This is a genomic window from Mogibacterium sp. CM50 (assembly GCF_000293155.1).
Lineage (GTDB): Bacteria > Bacillota > Clostridia > Peptostreptococcales > Anaerovoracaceae > Mogibacterium > Mogibacterium timidum.
Genome location: NZ_ALNL01000023.1, coordinates 1 through 22,451 on the forward strand (window position 1 = coordinate 1; position 22,451 = coordinate 22,451).

Consider the following 22,451-nt stretch of genomic DNA (forward strand, 5'->3'; position numbering starts at 1 on the left):
CTGGATCTCGTAGAGATGGAGGTAAGAGAGCTTCTTGACGAGTATGAGTTCCCCGGAGATGACACACCGATCGTGAGAGGATCGGCACTCAAGGCACTGGAGGATCCGGAAGGCGAGTGGGGAGATAAGATTCTCGAGCTTATGGAGGCAGTAGATACATACATTCCTGAGCCACAGAGAGCAAACGACCAGGCATTCCTGATGCCGATCGAGGACGTATTCTCGATCACGGGACGTGGAACGGTAGCAACAGGAAGAGTAGAGAGAGGAATGCTCAAGGTTGGGGACGAGGTAGAGCTCGTAGGACTGACAGAAGAGAAGAGAAAGGTAGTAGTAACCGGAGTAGAGATGTTCAAGAAGACTCTTGATCAGGCTGAGACGGGAGACAACATCGGAGCACTGCTGAGAGGTGTACAGAGAGACGAAATCGAAAGAGGACAGGTACTCTCGAAGCCGGGAACGATTCACCCGCACACAAAGTTCAAGGGACAGGTATACGTACTCAAGAAGGAAGAGGGTGGAAGACACACACCATTCTTCAACGGATACAGACCACAGTTCTACCTGAGAACAACAGACGTAACAGGAGATCTGCAGCTGCCTGAAGGAACAGAGATGTGCATGCCGGGAGATAACGTAGTAATGGAGATTTCTCTAATTACACCAATCGCTATCGAAGAGGGACTGCGTTTTGCTATCAGAGAAGGCGGAAGAACAGTAGGCTCCGGCATAGTAACGGAGATCATCGAGTAATCCCGATATAGAGGGAATACCACCAAAGGAATAAGGCAGGGGTGCGGATGCGCCCCTGTTTTTATGTTCAAACATATTTGATATGTGGTATCCTATTAGGGATATGATTAACATTCTATGATAAGCTTAACAGACGTTGTATCTTACAAGTATACACGTGTATGGCAATATATCTGCTTCGAGGAGATAAAAAATGACAGATAATTTAGCAAATATTTCTAATAGTGGATTGAACAACAAAGGCACTAACGAATTCGGCAGCAGCTCTCATAACGGAAATGATGGCAGCTCTAATAATAACGGAGGGAATGGCAGATCCGTTATTAAGAAGATACTGAAGGCCATAGCAATCATCATACTTATAATAGTGATTGCCTTTGCCGGGCTGATAGCGTTTATATCACTGACCGAATATAAGCCCGAAACAGTTGAACGCGTAGCTATCAACGGCAAGGCTGCATATGAAGTCTCACGAGGGAAAGCACTCAAGGTTATGACATGGAACATAGGGTATGGAGCACTCGGGGATAATGCAGACTTTTTTATGGACGGAGGCACACACGTCAAGACGTCCAGCAAGCAAAGAATAAAGGAAAACATCAAAGCCGTCTCGCGGGAGATAGATGAGGTATCGCCGGACATTGCGATGCTGCAGGAGGTAGACAAGGATTCAACTCGCTCTGAGCACATAGACCAAGTGTCGAGGATCGGGGCAGCTGCGGGTGACTATGAAAATTCATTTGCAAGAAATTTCAAGGCGGCGATAGTGCCTTATCCGCTACCACCGATAGGTAAGGTGGATAGCGGAGTTATGACTCTGTCCAAGTTCAAGGCCGGCGGTGCCTCGAGGGTTAGCCTGCCTGTGTCTTTCAAATGGCCGGTGCGCACAATCAACCTCAAGCGCTGCTTGCTTGTGAACCGTGCGAAAGTCAATGGTAGCGACAAGGAGTTTGTGTACATCAATTTGCATCTGGAGGCATATGACAACGGCGAGGGTAAGAAGGCCCAGACTGAGGCTCTCAACAAGCTGCTCAAGGAGGAATCGGATAAAGGAAATTACGTGATAGCGTGTGGAGATTTTAACCAGACGTTCAACAACGTATACATTGGAAACTATCCCGTGCATAAGGGGCTGTGGAAGCCCGGGAAAATAGATATCAGCGAGTATGATTCGTCATTGAATTTCGTGATGGATGGCACTAATCCTACGTGTAGGTCGCTGGACAAGCCGCTCAAGGGAGCGGACAAGTCGAAGTTCCAGTTCTATGTGATAGACGGAATGATCTATTCGTCGAATATAGAGATGAAGTCGTGTAAGACTCAGGATCTGGGCTTTAAGCACAGCGACCATAATCCGGTTGTTGCAGAGATAAGGCTAAAGTAGAGAGCGATCACTGATAGAAGCCGAGAATCTACTTTGTGGAATTTGAATAGCTGCGGTTTAAATGGCAGTTTAGATGAAAAATTTATAAACGAACTTAACGGGGGGGAGTAATCATGCTTTTATTAAATGAAAAGGATATCAGAGCTGTATTTACAATGGAAGATGCAATTGAGTCAAATATCGAGGCGTATAAGATCTTTTCGAGCGGTAATGCCGTAGTTCCGCTGCGACAGGTTTTGGCAGCAGACGGAGATAGAGGCAATTTCGCATTCATGCCTGCTTACAGCTCCAAGCTGGGGGCGGCCGGGATCAAGATAGTAAATATATTTCCGGGAAATAGAGAGCTGGGAGAGGCTACAACCAAGGGTCAGGTACTGCTCATGGATGATAGAAACGGAGAAATCGTAGCACTGATGGACGGAAGCTTTATCACTAAATTCCGCACAGGAGCGGCTTCGGGCGCGGCATTTAAGCTTTTTGCGAGAAAGGATGCTAAGGTCGGCTGTCTGATCGGCACTGGTGGACAGGCGGATTGTCAGTTGGAGGCTATGCTTGCGGCATGCGATCTGGATGAGGTTAGAATCGTCGCCAGGGATTTTGCCAAGACGGAGAAGTTTGTCGCTGATATGAAGGCGAGGTTCAAGGCTTGCGAGACAGAGCTGATCGCGTATAATGATACAGATGAGGCTGTAGACGGAGCAGATGTAATTGTAGTGGTGACAGTTGCAACTGAGCCTGTATTTGATGCCGGGAGAGTCAAGCAGGGGGCAGTTGTAAGCGGTGTCGGTTCATACACCGCCGAGATGAACGAGATTGATCCGGAACTGTTCGGCAGGGCTGACAAGATCTACTTCGATTCAAAGGATGCGTGCATTGCAGAGTCAGCTGATATTCAGATTCCTCTGCGGGAGGGAATCATAACCGAGTCGGAGCTTACAGGAGATATCGGTGAATATGCGCTTGGAGATATTGTCGGCAGGGAGAACGATGATGAGATTATTATCTTTAAGAATGTCGGGCTCGGTATCCTTGATCTCGTGATTGCAAAGCTGATTTACGACAAGGCGGATGGTAAGAATGTAGGGCTGCGGTGGGGTTAAGCGATCGGTGCCGCTGCGCCAGTATTAGATGAAGAATAGTAGAAATTTTACAATAATAAGCAAGAGGTTCACGATAAGTTTGTGAAATTGTACAAAGAATCCCATTGACAATTGAAAATTGGTCGACTATAATTTTGATATCGATAAGTGAAAAGGGTTGAAATACAGATCGATGTCACCAGGAATAGGGGAATTCCTGGTACCTCAATGCGTTCGTTATAGCCATTGCGAACAATAGCCGGAGGCGTGACCTTCGGCTTATTTATTTGCTTGCAATTGGCTTGAATTCACTCATTATTTGCCGCAATTCACTTATGCCGTTGATATAGCCAATGTGCTAATATATAATTAAACCTCGGAGGCGTTATGGCAGAGTTTATAAAAATACAAGATTTGGTTTATGAATATGCTCTCGAGCAGGGCGCGGAGACGCGGTGCCCTGCTGTTGATCATGTGTCTGCTGAGATTAGGCGTGGAGAGTTCGTAGCTATCGCCGGCTCCAACGGTTCCGGTAAATCCACGTTGGCCAGATGTCTCAACGGGTTGCTTATCCCGACAGAAGGAGAGATTTTTGTCGATGGAATGGATACGAGGGACGATAATTTGATTTGGGATATAAGAAAGACTGTCGGCATGGTGTTTCAGAATCCCGATAACCAGATTGTGTCATCGATTGTTGAAGATGAGGTCGCATTTGGACCCGAGAACCTCGGGGTAGGAAATCCCGAGCTTCGTACGCGCGTCGAGGATGCCCTTAAGGCTGTAGGCATGTATGAATATCGCAAGCGCGAGACGCACAAGCTGTCAGGTGGGCAGAAGCAGCGCATTGCCATAGCCGGTGCGGTTGCGATGCGCCCCGACTGCATAGTTTTTGATGAACCGACCGCGATGCTTGATCCGGAAGGACGCAAGCAGGTGATGAAAGCAATCAGAAGTCTCAATGAGCAAGGGATAACTATAATACTCATTACACATTTTATGGAAGAAGTCGCAGAGGCAAAGCGCGTGCTCGTCATGAAGTCGGGCAAGCTGCTGGCAGATGAAGCTCCGGAGGAGATTTTTGCAGACAAAGAGCTGGTTGTGGAGGCGGGGCTGGAGATTCCGGCGGTCGTTCTGGTGCGAGACCGGCTCAGGGAGTGCGGTGTAGCTTTGTCAAGTGATATTATCAGCAAGGATGATTTGGTGGAAGCATTATGTCAATAATTGCAAGACATCTGAAATACATATATTCCAAGGGGCTGCCCGGGGAGACGATTGCTATCGACGATATTTCGTTTGAGATTGCAGACGGTGAGTGCGTGGGAGTAATCGGACATACCGGCTCCGGCAAATCCACATTGCTGCAGCACATGAACGGCCTGCTTAGGCCACATTCCGGCGAGATATTTGTCGCTGACATGAATATCGGCGATGATTCGGTCAAGAAGGCGGATATCAGCAGAAGCGTCGGTCTGGTGTTTCAGTACCCGGAATATCAGCTGTTTGAGGAAACCGTCGAAAAAGACGTTGCGTTCGGACCTCGTAACCTGGGGGTGCCCGACCAAGAGCTCCCGACTATAGTGAGGGAATCACTCGAGCTGCTGGGGCTTGACTGCGATGAGCTCGCAGACAAGTCGCCGTTCGAGCTGTCCGGCGGTCAGAAGAGAAGGGTTGCTATCGCCGGCGTACTGGCGATGAAACCCAGGGTGTTGATTTTGGATGAGCCGACGGCCGGACTGGACCCGGCATCCAAGAGAGAGATGCTGGATGTTATCAAAAAGCTCAGGTGTGACAGGGAGCTTATAGTCGTATTTGTCTCTCACAATATGAAGGATATCGCTGAACTGTCTGACCGCGTGCTAGTTATGAATGGAGGCAAGCTGGTGATGAGCGGCACTCCGGAGGAGGTATTTGCAAGAGCCTCGGAGCTTAAAGGCATGGGACTTAGCGTGCCTCCGGTGACCGAGATAATATACGAGCTGTCGGAGAAGCTGCAGTTGCCATTTAAGGCGATTTTTGAAGAACGAGAGGCTGCAGAATACATAGCGGCTCACATGATGGGGAGGCAGGGATAATATGATCAAAGATATTACGCTTGGCCAGTATTATCCTGTGGAGTCTCTCGTGCACAGGCTTGAGGCGCGAAGCAAGGTGTTGGGAGTACTGGCGTATTTGGTCGGGCTTTTTGTTGTAAATAACTTTTGGGGCTTCGTGATTGCTGCTGTAGCAGTCGGAACGGTGATAAAGCTGTCGGGGGTTCCTTTTTCATACATGATGAGAGGACTTAAGGCAATACTGCTGATATTGCTGTTCACTATGGTGCTCAACGTGTTTATGATGGACGGGACTATACTGTGGCAGTGGAAGTTCCTCAAGATTACGTACGAAGGGCTGTATAGGGCTGCATTTATGGGAATAAGGCTGGTGCTGCTCATAATCGGCACGTCGCTGCTGACCTTCTGCACGAAGCCTACCGAGCTGACGGACGGACTCGAGAAGCTGTTAAGCCCTTTTGCAAGGGTAGGACTGCCGGCACATGAGATTGCTCTTATGATGACCATAGCGCTCAGGTTTATCCCGGTTCTTATGGATGAAGCGGACAAGATTATGAAGGCACAGCAATCGCGAGGGGCGGATTTTGAGTCGGGAAATATATTTCAGAGGGCCAAGAGCCTCATCCCTATAATTGTGCCGCTGTTTGTCAGTTCGTTCAGGATTGCCGGGGACCTCGCTCTTGCGATGGAAGCGAGATGCTACCGAGGTGGCAACGGCAGGACGAAGCTCAATGAAAGCCGCTTTGCGAAGAGGGATGCTGTCTGGGGGATCGTGCTCATGGTATTCCTATGTGCACTGTTTGCAACGAGATACATATAGAATCACAGATAAAAGGAGCATAGATGAGGCAGAGGAAGGTCAAGAATCTGGAAGAAAAATACGCGGGATTTGAGGACATATTGGTATATAAGCCGGAGGAGGTTCGCGGCAATTGGGCGGAGCGCTCGGGTCACAGCAAGGGTATATACCTTGAGGTAGGCTGCGGCAAAGGCAGATTTATCTCGCAGCTGGCGGAACGTGAGCCGGATAATTTTTTTATAGCAGTGGAAGGCAACAGGAGTGTTATGCTGCGTGCACTGGAGAAGGTACGAGAGCTGGGGCTTAGCAATGTTGTGTTCGTGCCAAACTTTATCGTCGACCTGCACGACTGGTTCGAGGATGGCGAAATTGACGGAATCTACCTTAATTTCAGCGATCCGCTTCCCAAGAACTGCTCAGCAAAAAAGAGACTGACGTATCGTGGCAAGCTAAGACAATATTTCGATGTACTCAATGAATCCGGTGTTGTCAGATTTAAGACCGATAACACGAATCTGTTCAACTATTCCATAAACGAGGTAATTGCTTCGGATTTAAGAATCACGAAGTTTACAAGAGATTTGCATGCATCCCCGTACAATGACGATAATATCATGACAGAATACGAGGGGAAATTTAGCGGCAAGGGCTTCAACATTAAGATGATGGAGATAAGCCGTATTCGTAAGAAGGGGGAGAAAATGGGTTTGGCAGCACTTAACGGCAGAGTAATTCCTGCGCAGGACAAGGTGTTTGGAATCAGCGGTAGGGCTAAAGACGCGATCAAGGCAAAGGGTCATGAAAATGTCGCAAACGCGACAATCGGAGCGCTCCTGGACGACGACGGTCGGCTTATCGTTTTATCATCTGTAGATGGGGCGGTCAAGAATCTGAAGCCGGTTCAGTATGCAGAGTATGCTCCCATCGCCGGTATCCCGGGCTTCAAGGAAGCAGTAACCAAGGCCGCGCTTGGCGACTTTAAGACTGACAGGCACATCGGTATCGTTGCTACACCGGGTGGCACGGGTGCGCTCAGAAATACGATTGCGAACTACTCTTGTCCGGGCGACAAGATTCTCACACATGACTGGTGCTGGCCTAACTACCAGAACATTGCTGCCGAACAGGGCCGCGGCTTCGAGACATTCGAGATGTTCGATGAAGCGGGAAAATTTAACTTCGCTGACCTGGAATACAAGATCAATAAGCTGCTGCGTATTCGGGACAGACTCGTGCTGATTCTAAACACTCCTGCAAATAACCCTACTGGCTATTCCTTATCCGTAGATGAGTGGCAACAGGTAGTTGCGATCCTGAACAGAGTGCCCGACGATAGAATCGTGGCACTGCTGGTGGACATAGCATATATCGATTTTGCAGGAGATGAAAAGGAAGTCAGAGCATTTCTGCCTGAACTCGAGGAACTCAGAAGCAATGTGCTGCCGATACTGGCATATAGCGCTTCCAAAACATTTACATTCTACGGATTTAGATGTGCAGCCATGCTGTGCCTGGCAGATGATGAAGAGACTGCAGATGAATTCGTCAGGGTGTGCTCGTATTCCAGCAGGTCGAGCTGGTCAAACTCGCCGCGCGGACCTCAGGAAGTAATAGCTGAAATTTACAGCGACGCCGAACTTCTTGCCAAGGTGGATGAAGAACGCAAGGGCTTCCGTGAGATGCTCTTGTCGCGTGGAAGAGCTTTTGAAGATGCTGCCGGGAAGGCAGGGCTCAAGATTGTACCGTTTAGAGCAGGCTTCTTTGTCTCTATCCCGTGTGAGGATCCGGATGCTGTGTGCAAGAGGCTGGAGGAAAACGACGTGTATTGCGTGCCTATGGACAAGGGTGTCAGAGTCTCCATTGCATCTATTTCGGCGGCTAAGTGCAGAAAGGTGCCGGCGATTATTAAGCAGGCACTGGATAGCTTCAAGTAGCTGAGAGGCGGAATTTCGCTATACTCAAGGGGGAATACTGATAAATCCGAAGAATATATTGAAGTCGATACACGACTGATATATAATGAACCGGAAATACAAATGAATACAACAAGCAAGGGGAGCGGTATCGCTGAGAGGTAATGTTGAGATACGTTACGACTCTGAACCTGATTTGGATAATGCCAACGGAGGGAGAGTGCTGATTTACTATGTGTAATACCCGTGCTTGGGCGTTACACATTTTTTAATGCGCAGAGTGGTGCAACTGTTGATAGGAACGGAATAGGTGTGAGCGATATGCGTAGTCGGGAAAGGTTAGATAAGAACAAGCTGCTGCTATATGGTATCATCGGTAGCTGCAATCTTGGTGATGTTGAATATGGCAAGGCTGTTGCGCAGGCGATTCAAGGTGGGATAACCTGCTTGCAGGTGAGGGAAAAGGACGTGACTCAGGCGGAGCTGCTCGCCATAATTCGTAAGGTCAAGCCTCTATGCGATGCTGCCGGAGTACCTCTGATAGTCAATGATGATGCACTGGTGTGCAAGCTCTCGGGAGCAGCGGGAGTCCATATCGGTCTTGGAGACGGATCGATCAGAGCTGCCGGAAAGCTGCTTGGATCAGATAAAATCATCGGAGCAACGGCTCACAACCTCGATGAAGCACTTGCTGCCCAAGCTGCAGGAGCAGACTATATCGGTGTTGGGGCAGCTTTCGGATCCAAGTCCAAAGGTAATGCAGTGAGGCTGGCTAACCTCAAGGCATACAGGGATATAACTTCAGCCGTAGACATCCCTGTAATAGCGATTGGCGGAATCAATGCCGGCAATGTCGGAGAACTTGCCGGTCTCGGGCTCTCCGGCATAGCAGTGATATCCGCGATATTCGGATCAAGAGACATCGCGGCGAGTGCGCATGAATTGAGAGCCGCAGCTCAGGCGCTTACAAGCTCACCTTGCGCAGAGGACAATTCAGAGGAGGGTACAGAGACAGATGGTTAGTTCAAAGATACCAAAGGTTCTATCCATCGCCGGCAGTGATCCTAGCGGCGGCGCAGGCATCCAGGGAGATATCAAGACAATATTTGCGGAGGGCTGTTATGGAATGGCTGCCATCACAGGAATGACAGCGCAGAACACACTGGGGGTGAAGGCAGTGATAGCTGTTCCTGACGATTTTCTGCGTATGCAGCTTGATGCAGTTATATGCGACATAATTCCTGATGCGGTCAAAATCGGCATGATATCAGAACCGTCTCACGTCAAAATAATCGTTGATATGATAGACAAGTACAAGCTGCGAAATGTCATAACGGACCCCGTTATTGCTCCGACTTCGGGTGTTAGGTTTGCGCATGATGAAGTGCTGGTAAATATGATAGATTACCTGTTTCCCGCATCGACCTTGGTGACTCCCAATATACCCGAGGCACAGACGATCGTGAGAGCGATACTTGATAAGCGCAGCCGGGCCGCCGGAGAGCCGGTTAGCGCACATAAGGGAGAACTACCGGCTTCAGAGTTAACACCTTCAGAAATGGCTGAACTGATAGGCTGTCATTGTGACTGCAGCGTTTTGGTTAAGGGCGGGCATTCTGCAGACGGAGAAGCAACAGACTGTATGTGGCATAAAGGGGAGCTTAGCATATTTAGAGGACGACGAATTGCTGCGATGAGCTCTCATGGTACAGGTTGTGCGCTGTCGAGCTCTATAGCTTCAAATTTAGCAAAAGGCGAGAGTCTTGCAGCAGCTGTTCAAATAGCCAAAGCCCACGTAACAGCCGCTATTGCCGGCAACATGAGCATCGGAAGCGGAAACGGGTCAATAGACCATGAGGCAATTTTGCAGCAGCAGAGGATACAACAGGATACAATTAATATTTTAGAAAGAAAGCCTGAGGAAAGGTAGAAATGAGGAAATATGGCTAGAAAATATTCAACCCAGATGGAAGCGGCGAGAATGGGAATTGTGACTCCCGAGATGGAAAAGGTCGCTGCGAAGGAACAGCGCGAGGTAGCTGAGCTGATGCCGCTGATGGCGGCCGGCAAAATGGTAATTCCCGCAAACATTCATCACGAGTCTATAGACCCGAACGGCGTCGGAGGGATGCTCAAGACCAAGGTGAACGTAAATCTTGGAATCAGCAGAGATTGCAAGGATTATGACATAGAGATGGAAAAGGTGATGAGTGCAGTCGAGCTCGGTGCGGAATCGATTATGGACCTGTCGAGTCACGGTGACACGCAGCCGTTTCGCCGGAAGCTGTGCGCAGAATGCCCTGCTATGATAGGAACAGTTCCGGTGTATGATTCTGTAATTCATTATCAGCGTGACCTGAACACTTTGACGGCTAAGGATTTTCTGGATGTCATAAGGCTGCATGCTGAGGATGGGGTGGATTTCGTCACGCTCCACTGCGGAATTACCCGTAAGACCATCGAACAGATTAGAAACGGCAGCCGCGAGATGAACATAGTTAGCAGAGGCGGCAGTCTCGTATTTGCGTGGATGTCTATGACGGGAGAGGAAAATCCGTTTTATGAATATTTCGATGAGATAGTTGAAATATGCCGTGAGCACGATGTGACAATCAGCCTTGGCGATGCGTGCAGGCCCGGATGTCTTGCAGATGCTACGGATAACTGTCAGATTGAGGAACTGATCAGGTTGGGCGAGCTTACGGATAGAGCGTGGGCGCGTGATGTGCAGGTCATGATTGAGGGCCCGGGACACGTACCGATGGATCAGATTGAAGCCAACATGAAGGTACAGCAGACTCTGTGCAAGGGTGCGCCTTTCTATGTGCTGGGGCCGCTTGTCACGGATATCGCGCCGGGGTATGATCATATAACAGCTGCAATCGGTGGAGCTATTGCAGCATGGACGGGGGCGGCCTTCCTATGCTATGTGACGCCGGCTGAACATCTCGCTCTTCCAAATGTAGATGACGTCCACGCCGGTATCATCGCCAGCAAAATTGCTGCGCATGCTGCCGACATCGCGAAGGGAGTTCCGTGTGCTCGTGATAGAGACGACAGGATGGCAAAAGCTCGAAAGGAGCTGGATTGGGATGCACAATGGCTGGAGGCGCTGGATCCGGCTGCCGCCAAGGCGATAAGAGAATCGAGAATGCCTGAAGAGGATCACTCGGACACATGCAGTATGTGTGGAAAGTTCTGCGCGGTAAGAAGCATGAACAAGGCACTTTCGGGAGAAGTAATAGATATCCTATAGATGGGATATCTATCATAGGATGATATGTTTTGATAAAAGCAGCAGAGAGGGTGCATCAATATCTGATTTCCTCTCTGTTGTGATTATCTAAATTCGATTTCTGCCTGCAATTTATAATTAGGGGATTTAAACGAAACTTGTTGAAACAGTTGAGGAAAGCGAACCCATAATCGATGCAATTTATAATTAGAGCTTGATTTAATTGAAACCGTATAGCTGCAGCAAAAGCAGAGGACGATAATCACGCCCTATCCCGCTCTGCAGTCTGCGTTTTAAATTGTATTTAATCATATATATTATCTGCTGAATTCTGCTGAATTTCGAGTAGCATTATTGACATTGTGCTTCAGATTAACAGGGAGCAGTTTTATCCTCAAATCACCGGTCATGATACCGTCGCCAATAAACACGCAGCCAATTTTGGAATCGGCATCTGCCTGTTCAATTATGTAATTGTTATTCGAGACATCGAATCTGATAGGTGTATTCCCTATCAGAATCGTGCCTTTTGAGCGAATGATATTACCGTATTTCTTCCTGATTAATGCTTCCAGAAAGATGACAACCTCGCCGACGGAGGACAGCACAGCATTTGAAATACTAATGCTGTCAAAGACAGTTTCTGCTTCAAACGGTTTAGCCTCGACAGTCCCGTCTCGCTTTCTCAGCAATAATTCTTCCAACGCTGTATCCGAAAGACCGCTGTAGTGCCTGCTGATTATATTTGCATCAGCATTTATGGCTTGGATTTTATCAATTACTGTATCCACATCAACATCAACAGCCCTATCGCTTTTGGATAATATGACGGTGCCGGCGCAGCTGATTTGGTCGGTAAGCAGCTCGTTGTACTGCTCAATGTACTGAAAAAAGCTGTTTGGATCTATAATCGTGACAGGGGAGAGTAATTCAATCTGTTCATATTCAATCCTTGAAATATTATTAATGACATTTGACAGAAAGCCGACACCCGTAGGTTCCACTATCAGATATTCAGGGGAAATAGTGTTTGCAATAGTGAGGATATTCATTGCAAAGTCAGCTTTACCGCTGCAGCAGATGCATTTTTCCGTAAATTCCCATACGTTAAGACCTGTATCGTCCTTAATGATATCCTTGTCAATATTTATTGAGGCATATTCATTTTCAAGAATTACAAAGTCCTTATTCAATCTGTTTGATAATGTCCTGATAAATGTGGTCTTTCCGGCTCCGAGGAATCCGGAAACAATTAATACTTTCATGAATATGCCCCTTTTTACAAGTAAGTTAAAATCCCCGGCTTGGAGAGCAGTGATATCAACGCTCGAAAAGCCGGGGATTTTATTATCTATTTGCCTATGCTCACAACCGGTTTAATGAGATCTGCCGGCTTATCCTTCATCAGCATGAGAGCATCTTCAACCTTCTCAAAGCCCTCAAATCTGTGCGTTATAAGGTGCTTGACGTTTAGCTTTCCTACCTCTATCAGGCTTGCGAGCTTTTCAAGTCTGAGCCTGCCGCCCGGCATCAATCCGCCGACAATCTGTTTGTGACCCATTCCGCAGCCCCACTCAACACGCGGTATCGTTACGTATGTTCCGGAGCCGAGATAATTGACATTGCCGATTTTACCGCCCGGCTTGAGAACCTTGATGATTGGATCAAAGGACTCAACTCCGCCACCGGCTACAATAGCTCTGTCAACACCCTTTCCATCAGTTAATTCCAAAACCTGTTCGTCGATGGGACCTTCCTTGTAGCTGATAAAATCTGTTGCACCGTATTTCTTAGCTGCTTCTCTGCATGCAGGTCTTGTTCCTACACAGATTATCCTGGAAGCCCCTTTGAGACTTGCACCTGCTACGCCCATCAGGCCGACAGGGCCGATCCCGTTTACAAGAACAGTATCACCAAAGCTTATATCTGCGAGTTCTACACCGTGGAATCCGGTCGGAACCATATCGGAAAGCATGCATGCTTCCTCAGGTGTAATAGAATCAGGCAGATGTGCCAGATTGGCGTCCGCGTCATTAACATGGAAATACTCGCCAAATACACCGTCCTTGAAATTCGAAAACTTCCATCCGGCAAGCATCCCGTTTGAATGCATCGGGTATCCGCCTTGAGCTTCAAGGGAAGACCAGTCGGGAGTAATTGCTGCAACCATTATGCGATCCCCTACCTTAAAGTCCTTGACAAGCTCACCGACTTCTTCGACGATTCCGCACCCTTCATGTCCGAGAATCATGTTGTGTCTGTTCCCCAGTGCCCCTTCCCATACAGTGTGGATGTCAGAAGTACAAGGGGATAAAGCGAGAGGCTTTATAATAGCATCAAGAGGTCCGCATTTAGGACGATCCTTTTCAATCCAGCCGGTCTTGCCGATCTCTAACATTGCAAATCCTTTCATTCTGTTACCTCCTATCTTACCTTCTATATATTTCCCTGAATCCCGATGGTGGCACGCCTTGCTGATCGCTGACAGCACGACAGTTTGTCAGATAGCAGGATTCATACTGTTACCAATATACTGACATATAAAGATTGGTAACGCAATAGAAAAATATTATGGGAATGTGGAGGTTATTCGAAAATGCTTTCACATTCATAGCGAGTGGTTAAAATTTTGGAAGGCAGATATATGTGTTTTTCGAGGATGAGGTTGATGGTCGATCAAGCTCTCTTATTGTATTAGAGGCCAAGCAATATCAATTCGACTGCTTATCTATACAATGATTTTTTGATGTTATTCATAATTGTGGGCACACTGTATGTGAGCAAGCTTTTACACAGCTTGTGATATATCCTATAGTCTTACACACGGATCGGTCAATTTCGGCGAGACTCTTAGCTGCATTAGAAGATCAATTTACAGCAAACCTCACATCTTTTCTATTGCGACAAGCAACATCATCTGATAATCAATGAATTTCTGTGCTTTAAATCATAAAAAGTGTCTTTATCCGCAATATCCAGTTCTCTGTACAATTCATCTGTCGGTTCAAGCAAGGTCGTTGAAATTATTACTTTGGTAACACTTGGGTTGCGTAAACTCTCTGAGAGACCCGTATACAGCCCAGTAGTGGTATATGTGTGCTTAAATGGAACTTTAGCACAAATGTAATCCCAGCAACCTGCATGATACACATTTTCAAGTAAAAAATATACAACGAAATCATAGTAGAATACATTCCCGTGATACACATACTTGCTTTTTCGGTAATTTGATTCAGGCATTTCACAATCACTGTATAAATATATTTCATCAGGAGCATCTTTGTTGCGTTTTATTTCAATTACGTTTACAGTTATTCCCTTGTTAGGAGCTTTGCGGTTGGATGAAAAGGAGTAATACATGTAAAATATATCTTTTTGAGCAAAAAAATGTCGATTATCTAATGAAAATAGGGAGTCGTCCGCTTGATCGGAAGTGTCAATATAATCGGTTGGAAGCAGCTGTTCTATTGTAACTTCAAGGGTTCTAGCAATTTCGCTTAAGGTGAAAATATCGATCGAAATATCACCGCTTTCATATTTTGATAACGTCGAAACGCTCTTGTTTAATTGTGCTGCAAATTCTTTAAGTGTGAATCCTCTTAATTTGCGAAAGAACCTTATTTGGCTGCCAACATGGCGACATATATTCTTCATATCACTTTATTTCTTATTTTCAGTATAAAAAGCAATATCTCTTTTAATCAATTCTAACTTTAATACTATCTTTTAGTAAAGAGTTTTCTTTAAAATACAAACTTCAGATGATAATCGTTTCTTTTTCTTAGCATTTGATAATTTTTATTCAAGAGTGTATTTTAATTACGTCAAACATGTGAATAATTTAATACATGGTAGTATAAGGATAATTTCATGCTTTTGACAGCCTGAATACACGGATATATATTGTTAATAATAGAACAGATATTGATTTTTCACATATGAGAGATGTTCTTGTTTGAAGTTTGTGTGGAATATTTCGCATAAGCTGCTTGTGAAAGGAGGCGCTCTTCGTTGAAAACGGCTCAGAGCTAACACTATATGTACAATGCATTTCATATGGCGTTAATGTAGCAGATCCCCACCACCGGCCTGACGGAACAGAACTAAAAGAGTAAGAAGCAGAATGACATATCGAATGAATGGAGGGAGGACATGAGAAATCCGATTGCAAAACTAATACTTAATAATGGAAGAAAGATTGTTCTTGAACTTAGACCGGACTATGCATACAATGAGGTGTGCAGTTTTATCAGCGCTATAAGACACGGATACTACGATAATTTTGCCATACAGAGAATAGTTCCGGGTTCATGGATTGATGCAAGCTACAATGCTTTTTTTCGCAGCGAGTGCCAGTATTTTCTTCCAAACAAAATAAGAGAAGAGAGTAAAGGGGAGATCAAAGTCCCTGAGCTCGGAGATGTTTGTCTGGGCTTCTTCTCCGATACTGAAATATCCGGAGCTGAATTTTTCTTCCCCCTGAGAAGACTGGAAGAACTGGCAGGAAAAGCTCCGGTAATTGCCCAAGTGATAGAGGGAGTTGAAGAGCTGCGTCGTATAGAGAGAGTCGAAACATACCCCAATCCGTGCGAAGCTGTTGAAATTAATGTTCCTAAAACACCTGAAATAATTGTTAGCACTGAGGTTGAAACATTTGGTGAGGAATATCCGGAACCAGACAAGATTATTCCGGATCCGATACCTAGCAACTGGCCTGTATTTGCTTAATTGTTTTAACGAAAGCTATTTTTTATATATTATGGAGGTGCGTTATGCCTGATATATTAGCGTTCACTATATTTGTACTGATATTCACCATAGGTGAATATGTTGCCGCAAAGACAAAGGCAAATGTTGATGTTGTCCTATTCGTATCAGCAGCATTACTGGTAGCGTTTTGGATCGGTTTACCCGGATCAATTTATGAGCGCTCGGGAATTATGCCTATAGCAGGAATAATTATTACACTGCTTATCGTGGGTATGGGCAATATGATTGATTTTGCCGAACTGAAGAGACAATGGAAAACAGTATGCGTTTCGATAATTGCCTTGACAACCGCCTGTTGCGCATTAGTGTTCATTGGTCGATTTGTGATCGGTCGTGATTATACTCTAGCCGGGACACCTATATTTAGTGGCGGAACAGCTGCAACAATTGCGATGAAAACTATTCTGGCAGACAAAGGCAAGAGTTATCTGTCTGTCTATATTACGCTTTTGCTCGGAATGCAGGGGCTGGTTGGAATTCCCGTGTCCTCTCAGTTCCTAAAAAGGGCAGGGGTTGCATTCAAGAAGAATAAAGATGCGTTTGCTCTATACGAGAAAACTGTTTCTCTAGATGCAAATCTTGAAAGGAAGAGGTTAATCAGCTTCCCTGAATCTTTAAACAGGCCTTCTTTTCATCTTATGAAATTGGGCGTTGTCGGTGTTGTAAGTTATTATTTTTCAGTAGTATTATTGAAACTGACAGGGTTAAATATAAGTTACATAATCGTAGCCTTAATTATGGGAACTATTTTCACTGAAATAGGATTTCTGGATAAGGACACTTTAAGTAAGACTGATGCATCAGGGTTTATTCTCTTCGCCTGTGTCATAATTCTATTTTCAGACTTTTCGACGTGCTCGCCGTCGGATGTTCTGGCTTTGCTGAAGCCTATGGCGTTCATACTGATAGTGGGTACATTCTTCGGATGTATAACAGGATATATTTGCGGAAAAATATTCAAAGTTGAACCAAATCTGGCAATCGTAATGTGCCTTACATGTATGTATGGATTTCCTGCAACCATGTATCTGTCAAAGGAAGTTGCGGAAGTTACGGGAGATACACCTGAGGAAAAGAAGATTGTCGAAAACTATTTGCTGCCAAAGATGAATATTGCAGGATTTGTAACCGGAAGCTTTGCGACTGTTCTTGCCGGAGCCTTTGGAGGAATGCTGTAGGAAACTTCTGTACCCAATAAGAATAGACGGAGCTCATCAGGTCGGTTTACAGTGTGACCAAAGGTTCTCGTCTCCGCTTGTTGCAACAAAGTCAAATGAAAGGATTATGAATAAAATATAGTTGCTTGAAATCAGGAGATTATAATTAACCAATTTCATGAGCACATATCCGGATTAATACCTTCTATGATCTATCTTGATAGATCATAGAGGATGAGTAAGCTCAGCATCAAAATGAGGATGTTTTATGAAATAGGCAATAGTACAATTCAATATTGATAGCATGATATATAATTGCGTCATCGAAAAAATGATTGACAACCTCATTATCTCGGGTTATATTACACGTAAGAGAGTTGTGAGCTCTCGTCGAAGATGTTTTTCTGTATTGAAGGAGGCAGGTCGTATATGTATGTTTCGTACCTGCCTTTTAAAGGCTGCAGTGGTTAGACGAATCTAACACAAAGAGGAGGTTGACATGTCATTGATTAATAAGGAAGTTGCGGATTTTTCTGTCCAAGCATACGTAGATGATGATTTTCAAACCGTTACAAAAGAAGATATCATGGGCAAGTGGAGCGTGTTTTTTTTCTATCCGGCCGACTTCACATTTGTGTGCCCGACAGAGCTTGAGGATTTACAAAACAAATATGCGGATTTTAAAGCTGCCGGCTGCGAGATTTATTCGGTTTCGTGCGATACGCACTTTGTGCACAAGGCGTGGCATGATAATTCCGAGATCATAGGGAAGATTACGTTTCCTATGATTGCTGACCCGACTCAGGCTCTTGCACGAGACTTTGATGTTCTCATTGAAGCTGAGGGGATTGCGGAAAGAGGTAGCTTCATAGTAAACCCTGAGGGGAAAATCGTGGTATACGAGGTAAATGCAGGAAATGTCGGTAGGAATGCTGATGAGCTTTTCCGTCGTTTGCAGGCAAGTCAGTTTGTAGCTGAACACGGCGATCAGGTGTGCCCGGCAAGATGGGCCCCGGGCGCAGCTACGCTGAAACCGGGAGTAGAACTGGTAGGCGCTTTATAACTTTATAGTGAAAGCAGAATTCAGTGAATGCTTTAATTACTGATTGCAACTCATTTTGAGAAAGGTGAATTGAGAAAGAGTTAACCTGTATAAACAATTCATCCTAAGGATAGATGTAAAACGGGGGATGCGTAACTGCATCCCCCGCGTTTTCTGTATGGTGTTATATCTCCTGAGCCAGGATTTATACAATACCCTGCATCATCATAGCATCTGCAACTCTCTCGAATCCGGCGATGTTAGCGCCTGCTACGAGGTTCTCACCGAGGTCATACTTAGCGCAAGCTTCCTCTGTGATCTTGAAGATGTGAACCATGATGTTCTCGAGCTCATCGTATACCCTCTCCTTGTTCCAGATGAGGTGCTCAGCGTTCTGTGCCATCTCGAGGCAAGAGCAAGCAACTCCACCGGCGTTAGCAGCCTTGGAAGGAGCAACCACACAGCCGTTCTCCATGAGGTACTGAACAGCCTCGTTAGTTGTAGGCATGTTGGCACCTTCGATGAGATATCTGGCACCGTTAGCAACCATTTCCTTAGCCCAATCCATGGTGATATCGTTCTGCATAGCGCATGGCATGTACAGATCAGCCTTAACTTCCCAAGGTCTCTTGCCGGGGATAAACTTAGCGTTAGGGAACTTATCTACGTAAGGAGCGCAAATATTCTTGCCGGAGTTACGTAGCTCAAGAAGTGTTTCGATCTTCTCCGGAGTTGTGATACCTTCCTCGTCGAGGATGTATCCGTCCGGTCCGGAGATCGTAATTGGCTTAGCACCTAGCTCAACAAGCTTAGTGATCGTTCCCCAGGATACGTTACCGAATCCGGAAACAACAGCAGTCTTACCCTCGAGGGAATCACCAAAGTGCTTGAGGACCTCTCTAGCGAAGAATACGATACCGAAACCGGTAGCTTCGGTTCTTCCGTTTAGTCCGCCGTTCGTAGTTCCCTTACCGGTCCAAGTTCCATCGTACTGGTTAGTGATTCTCTTGAACTGACCCATCATATATCCGATCTCTCTGCCGCCTACACCCATGTCTCCGGCAGGAACGTCTGTGTTAGGTCCGATATGTCTGTAAAGCTCTGTTATAAAGCTCTGGCAGAATCTCATAACTTCTGCATCCGACTTGCCGGCAGGATCGAAGTCAGAGCCGCCCTTGCCGCCTCCGATTGGAAGACCTGTTAGAGAATTCTTGAAAATCTGCTCGAAGCCGAGGAATTTGAGGATTCCCGGATATACGTTAGCCTGGAATCTTAGACCACCCTTGTATGGTCCGAGAGCGCTGTTGAACTGCACTCTATAGCCTCTGTTAACCTGAACCTCGCCATTGTCATCAACCCAAGGAACTCTGAAGGAAATCATTCTTTCAGGCTCAATAAGTCTCTTAACCAGACCGGCCTTCTCATACTCAGGATGAGCTTCGAGAACCGGCTCGATAGATGTTAGAACCTCTTCTACAGTCTGAAGGAACTCAGGCTCGTTAGGATAGTTCTTCTTGGCAATGTCGATGTACTTCTGTGAAATATTAGCCATTTTAAACTCCTTACAAAAAATACAATTAAAAATGCATTAAATTTGATGCACAGGCATCATACAAATGAATTTTAGCACTCGTATATGAAGCTGTCAACGTGTATACAATATCTTGCAACGTAGTAATAACAAGGGCTTGAGAGAAGGCGTATCACAATTGACAAAAAAATTTGATTATTTTGCAAGAAATTAATTGACGCTGAATTTAAAATATTTAATATCACACAAAATTTTGCGGATTTGCTTGTGGTTTTTTGTGATTTTCCGATGTATAACAGTGCGCGTTATACATGATTAAGGTTAGTCAAACGTTGGGCGCTGTGATAAAATTAAACTCCAATATTTTTATTTTGTCATAGAAGAAAGTTGAGAAAAATGGATCTGAGCAGACTTAATAGAGAGCAACAGGAAGCGGTCAGATATACTGAAGGGCCGCTGCTTATACTGGCCGGTGCCGGCAGCGGTAAGACGACGATGATGACTCATCGCGTAGCCTATATGCTGGAGCAGGGAGTGCCGCCGTATAACATTCTGGCTGTCACGTTCACGAACAAGGCTGCAGGTGAAATGAAAGATAGAATAGAAGCGTTGACCGGAATAGTCCGTGGCATGTGGGTGATGACATTCCATGCTATGTGTCTGCGCATACTCAGGAATCACGGTGAAGTGATCGGATATAATAATGGGTTTTCGGTGTATGACGAATCGGACAAGAAAGCTTTACTAAAGAGGATAGTAAAGGAACTCAAGATTGATGAAAAAATATATTCGATATCATATCTTGCGAGTGTAATCAGCTCGTGTAAGGAATCTGAGGAAGACCCGGAGACGTACGTCGAACAAAACCCCATGAATTTCAAGGCTGAGACTGTAGCAAAGGTGTATGAACAGTACATGTATGAGCTCAAACAAAATAACGCTATGGATTTTGACGACCTGTTGTGGAATGCTGTGAAGGTGCTCGAGGCTAGTGACGAGGTGCTCGAATATTATCAGAGAAGATTCCGGTATATAATGGTCGATGAATATCAGGATACCAACTATTTGCAGTATAAGATCATTCACGTGCTGGCGAGCAAAAGCCACAACCTCTGCGTGGTCGGAGACGACGACCAGTGCATATATCAGTGGCGAGGAGCGGATATTAGGAACATTCTGGATTTTGAGAACGACTTTCCGGAGACCAAGGTTATCAAGCTGGAGCAGAATTACAGATCGGATGCCAATATTCTGGAGCTCGCGAATTCCGTAATAGTCAATAATAAGAATCGCAAGGCCAAGGCCCTGTGGACAGATAAGGCTGCCGGCAGAAAGGTCACTTACAGACGACTTGAAGACGAGCAACGCGAGGCGTGGTATATCGGCGGCGAGATCCAGCGCTTACATGATGACGAAGGTATTCCGTTCAATAAAATGGCCATCCTGTATCGCAAGAATGCGCAGTCACGTCCTTTTGAAGAAAAGTTTTCATTTAGAGGTATCCCATACAGAGTGCTTGGAGGCACCAGATTCTACGATCGCAAGGAGATCAAAGATGTAATGGCGTACATGCACCTTGTCGACAATCCATGTGATGATGTGGCTATGACCAGGATCATCAATGAACCGAAGCGTGGAATCGGTGCAAAGAGCTTAGGGGGCATAGTCTCCTACGCGAAGGCGTACAGGATAAGTATATTTGAGGCACTCAAGGAACCGGAGGTGGTTGGAGCGCTGTCCGGGAAAGCTCAGACGGCAGCTGCCAATCTGGTTGATATGCTTGATGAATTGCGGGCAGAACAGGAAAACATGGAGCTGGCGGATGTATACGACAACCTGCTTAGACGTTCTGAATATCTCGCAGCGCTCGAGGCAGAGGACACCGTAGAAGCTGACGCACGCATAGAGAACATCCTCGAACTCCGTTCAGTAATCGTGGAATTTGAGAACAAAGCAGAGGGTGCAATTTTAACCGAACAGGAGGAAGAGTTCAAGGAGGAACGTGACAGACTTAGAGCCGAAGGCTTTGATGTAAAGGAGCCAACTCTTATGCAATCGTTCCTGGAGAGGATAGCGCTTCTGTCCGATATTGATAATCGCGATGACAATGAGGAAGCTGTAATCATGATGACGCTACACAGTTCCAAGGGCTTGGAATTTCCGGTCGTGTTCATGCCGGGTATGGAGAACGGTATATTTCCGGGCGCGGCAGCGATGGATGATCCCGGCAAGATGGAAGAGGAGCGCAGACTTTGCTACGTTGGAATTACCAGAGCTAAGCGCAAGCTGTATCTGACAAGTGCTGAGATGAGAATGCTGTACGGCAGGACGGACTACACCGTTGAATCGGAATTTATGCGGGAGATGAATGTGGATTTGCTGGAGGGCGATCCAACGGCGATCCAGAGAGCTGCTGCGGGTGGAGGCTTTCTGGGCGATGACGGCTTGTTTGGGACCAGGGAATTCAAAGGAAGATACGAGGGCAGCGCGGATGGCTACGATGCCGGCTTCACCAAGCCTTTTGATGCGCTGAAATTTGCCAGGAAGCAGGCATCCAAGGGTATCAGCAACGAGGGCTTTGAGGCAGGAGACAGGATTAGTCATCCTAAGTTCGGCGAAGGGCTCCTGATCGACCAGGATGCCAAGACGTTGACCATCGCCTTTGATTCTGTCGGGATCAAGAAGCTCGGCAAGGGTTTTGTCAAGCTTATCAAGGTCGAATAGCCTAGTTTGC

Annotated in this window: 18 protein-coding genes; 14 read left to right on the forward strand and 4 right to left on the reverse strand. The window is 46.1% G+C overall.

Going from position 1 to position 22,451, the window contains the following annotated elements:
• The 10 genes from HMPREF1152_RS03480 to thiC form a co-directional block, all read left to right on the forward strand.
• A partial coding sequence (locus HMPREF1152_RS03480) for an EF-Tu/IF-2/RF-3 family GTPase (protein ID WP_039883480.1) occupies nt 1–753 on the forward strand: 753 nt, incomplete at its 5' end.
• A gap of 193 nt (nt 754–946) precedes the next feature.
• Nucleotides 947–2,137, forward strand: a complete 1,191-nt coding sequence (locus HMPREF1152_RS03485; protein WP_009643808.1) for an endonuclease/exonuclease/phosphatase family protein — start codon at nt 947–949, stop codon at nt 2,135–2,137.
• A gap of 113 nt (nt 2,138–2,250) precedes the next feature.
• Complete coding sequence (locus HMPREF1152_RS03490; RefSeq protein ID WP_009643801.1) at nt 2,251–3,237, forward strand: ornithine cyclodeaminase; 987 nt, start codon at nt 2,251–2,253, stop codon at nt 3,235–3,237.
• Nucleotides 3,238–3,603: 366 nt separating this feature from the next.
• Entirely contained in the window at nt 3,604–4,440 is an 837-nt protein-coding gene (locus HMPREF1152_RS03495) for an energy-coupling factor transporter ATPase (protein ID WP_009643792.1), read from the forward strand.
• Nucleotides 4,431–5,291 carry an energy-coupling factor transporter ATPase gene (locus HMPREF1152_RS03500; protein WP_009643817.1) on the forward strand — a complete coding sequence of 287 codons (861 nt, stop codon included), beginning with the start codon at nt 4,431–4,433 and terminating at the stop codon, nt 5,289–5,291. The genes HMPREF1152_RS03495 and HMPREF1152_RS03500 overlap by 10 nt, the downstream gene beginning before the upstream one ends.
• A 1-nt stretch (nt 5,292) precedes the next feature.
• The gene (locus tag HMPREF1152_RS03505; protein ID WP_009643835.1) at nt 5,293–6,090 is read left to right on the forward strand and encodes an energy-coupling factor transporter transmembrane component T family protein; all 798 of its coding nucleotides are present in this window, start codon (nt 5,293–5,295) and stop codon (nt 6,088–6,090) included.
• 23 nt (nt 6,091–6,113) lie between these two features.
• Nucleotides 6,114–8,003 carry a tRNA (guanosine(46)-N7)-methyltransferase TrmB gene (gene trmB, locus HMPREF1152_RS03510; protein ID WP_009643840.1) on the forward strand — a complete coding sequence of 630 codons (1,890 nt, stop codon included), beginning with the start codon at nt 6,114–6,116 and terminating at the stop codon, nt 8,001–8,003.
• A gap of 225 nt (nt 8,004–8,228) precedes the next feature.
• Complete coding sequence (gene thiE, locus HMPREF1152_RS03515) at nt 8,229–9,005, forward strand: thiamine phosphate synthase (RefSeq protein ID WP_009643820.1); 777 nt, start codon at nt 8,229–8,231, stop codon at nt 9,003–9,005.
• A complete protein-coding gene (thiD, locus tag HMPREF1152_RS03520) occupies nt 8,998–9,912 on the forward strand; it encodes a bifunctional hydroxymethylpyrimidine kinase/phosphomethylpyrimidine kinase (protein ID WP_009643827.1) in 915 nt (304 codons plus the stop codon). The genes thiE and thiD overlap by 8 nt, the downstream gene beginning before the upstream one ends.
• Before the next feature lie 12 nt (nt 9,913–9,924).
• Complete coding sequence (thiC, locus tag HMPREF1152_RS03525; protein WP_009643849.1) at nt 9,925–11,238, forward strand: phosphomethylpyrimidine synthase ThiC; 1,314 nt, start codon at nt 9,925–9,927, stop codon at nt 11,236–11,238.
• Nucleotides 11,239–11,534: 296 nt separating this feature from the next.
• On the opposite strand, the gene HMPREF1152_RS03530 is transcribed toward thiC, so the two are convergent.
• The 3 genes from HMPREF1152_RS03530 to HMPREF1152_RS03540 all read right to left on the reverse strand — a co-directional run bounded on the left by HMPREF1152_RS03530 (nt 11,535) and on the right by HMPREF1152_RS03540 (nt 14,871).
• Entirely contained in the window at nt 11,535–12,482 is a 948-nt protein-coding gene (locus HMPREF1152_RS03530; protein WP_009643788.1) for a GTP-binding protein, read from the reverse strand.
• Between the two features lie 86 nt (nt 12,483–12,568).
• Nucleotides 12,569–13,630 (reverse strand): NAD(P)-dependent alcohol dehydrogenase, encoded by a 1,062-nt coding sequence (locus tag HMPREF1152_RS03535; protein ID WP_009643837.1) that lies wholly within the window; start codon nt 13,628–13,630, stop codon nt 12,569–12,571.
• Between the two features lie 500 nt (nt 13,631–14,130).
• Nucleotides 14,131–14,871 (reverse strand): helix-turn-helix domain-containing protein, encoded by a 741-nt coding sequence (locus HMPREF1152_RS03540; RefSeq protein ID WP_009643830.1) that lies wholly within the window; start codon nt 14,869–14,871, stop codon nt 14,131–14,133.
• Nucleotides 14,872–15,369: 498 nt separating this feature from the next.
• Between HMPREF1152_RS03540 and HMPREF1152_RS03545 the strand changes: the two genes are divergently transcribed.
• The 3 genes from HMPREF1152_RS03545 (at nt 15,370) to ahpC (ending at nt 18,207) form a co-directional block, all read left to right on the forward strand.
• Nucleotides 15,370–15,945 (forward strand): peptidylprolyl isomerase, encoded by a 576-nt coding sequence (locus HMPREF1152_RS03545; RefSeq protein ID WP_009643832.1) that lies wholly within the window; start codon nt 15,370–15,372, stop codon nt 15,943–15,945.
• A gap of 44 nt (nt 15,946–15,989) precedes the next feature.
• On the forward strand, nt 15,990–17,165 hold the full coding sequence (locus HMPREF1152_RS03550) for a hypothetical protein (protein WP_009643815.1): 1,176 nt from the start codon (nt 15,990–15,992) through the stop codon (nt 17,163–17,165).
• A 478-nt stretch (nt 17,166–17,643) separates the two neighbouring features.
• Complete coding sequence (ahpC, locus tag HMPREF1152_RS03555; protein WP_009643793.1) at nt 17,644–18,207, forward strand: alkyl hydroperoxide reductase subunit C; 564 nt, start codon at nt 17,644–17,646, stop codon at nt 18,205–18,207.
• Nucleotides 18,208–18,391: 184 nt separating this feature from the next.
• On the opposite strand, the gene gdhA is transcribed toward ahpC, so the two are convergent.
• Nucleotides 18,392–19,738, reverse strand: a complete 1,347-nt coding sequence (gene gdhA / locus HMPREF1152_RS03560; protein ID WP_009643784.1) for an NADP-specific glutamate dehydrogenase — start codon at nt 19,736–19,738, stop codon at nt 18,392–18,394.
• Nucleotides 19,739–20,113: 375 nt separating this feature from the next.
• Here gdhA and HMPREF1152_RS03565 point away from each other — a divergent pair, with 375 nt between their 5' ends.
• Complete coding sequence (locus HMPREF1152_RS03565; protein ID WP_009643799.1) at nt 20,114–22,441, forward strand: ATP-dependent helicase; 2,328 nt, start codon at nt 20,114–20,116, stop codon at nt 22,439–22,441.
• Nucleotides 22,442–22,451: the final 10 nt, after the last annotated feature.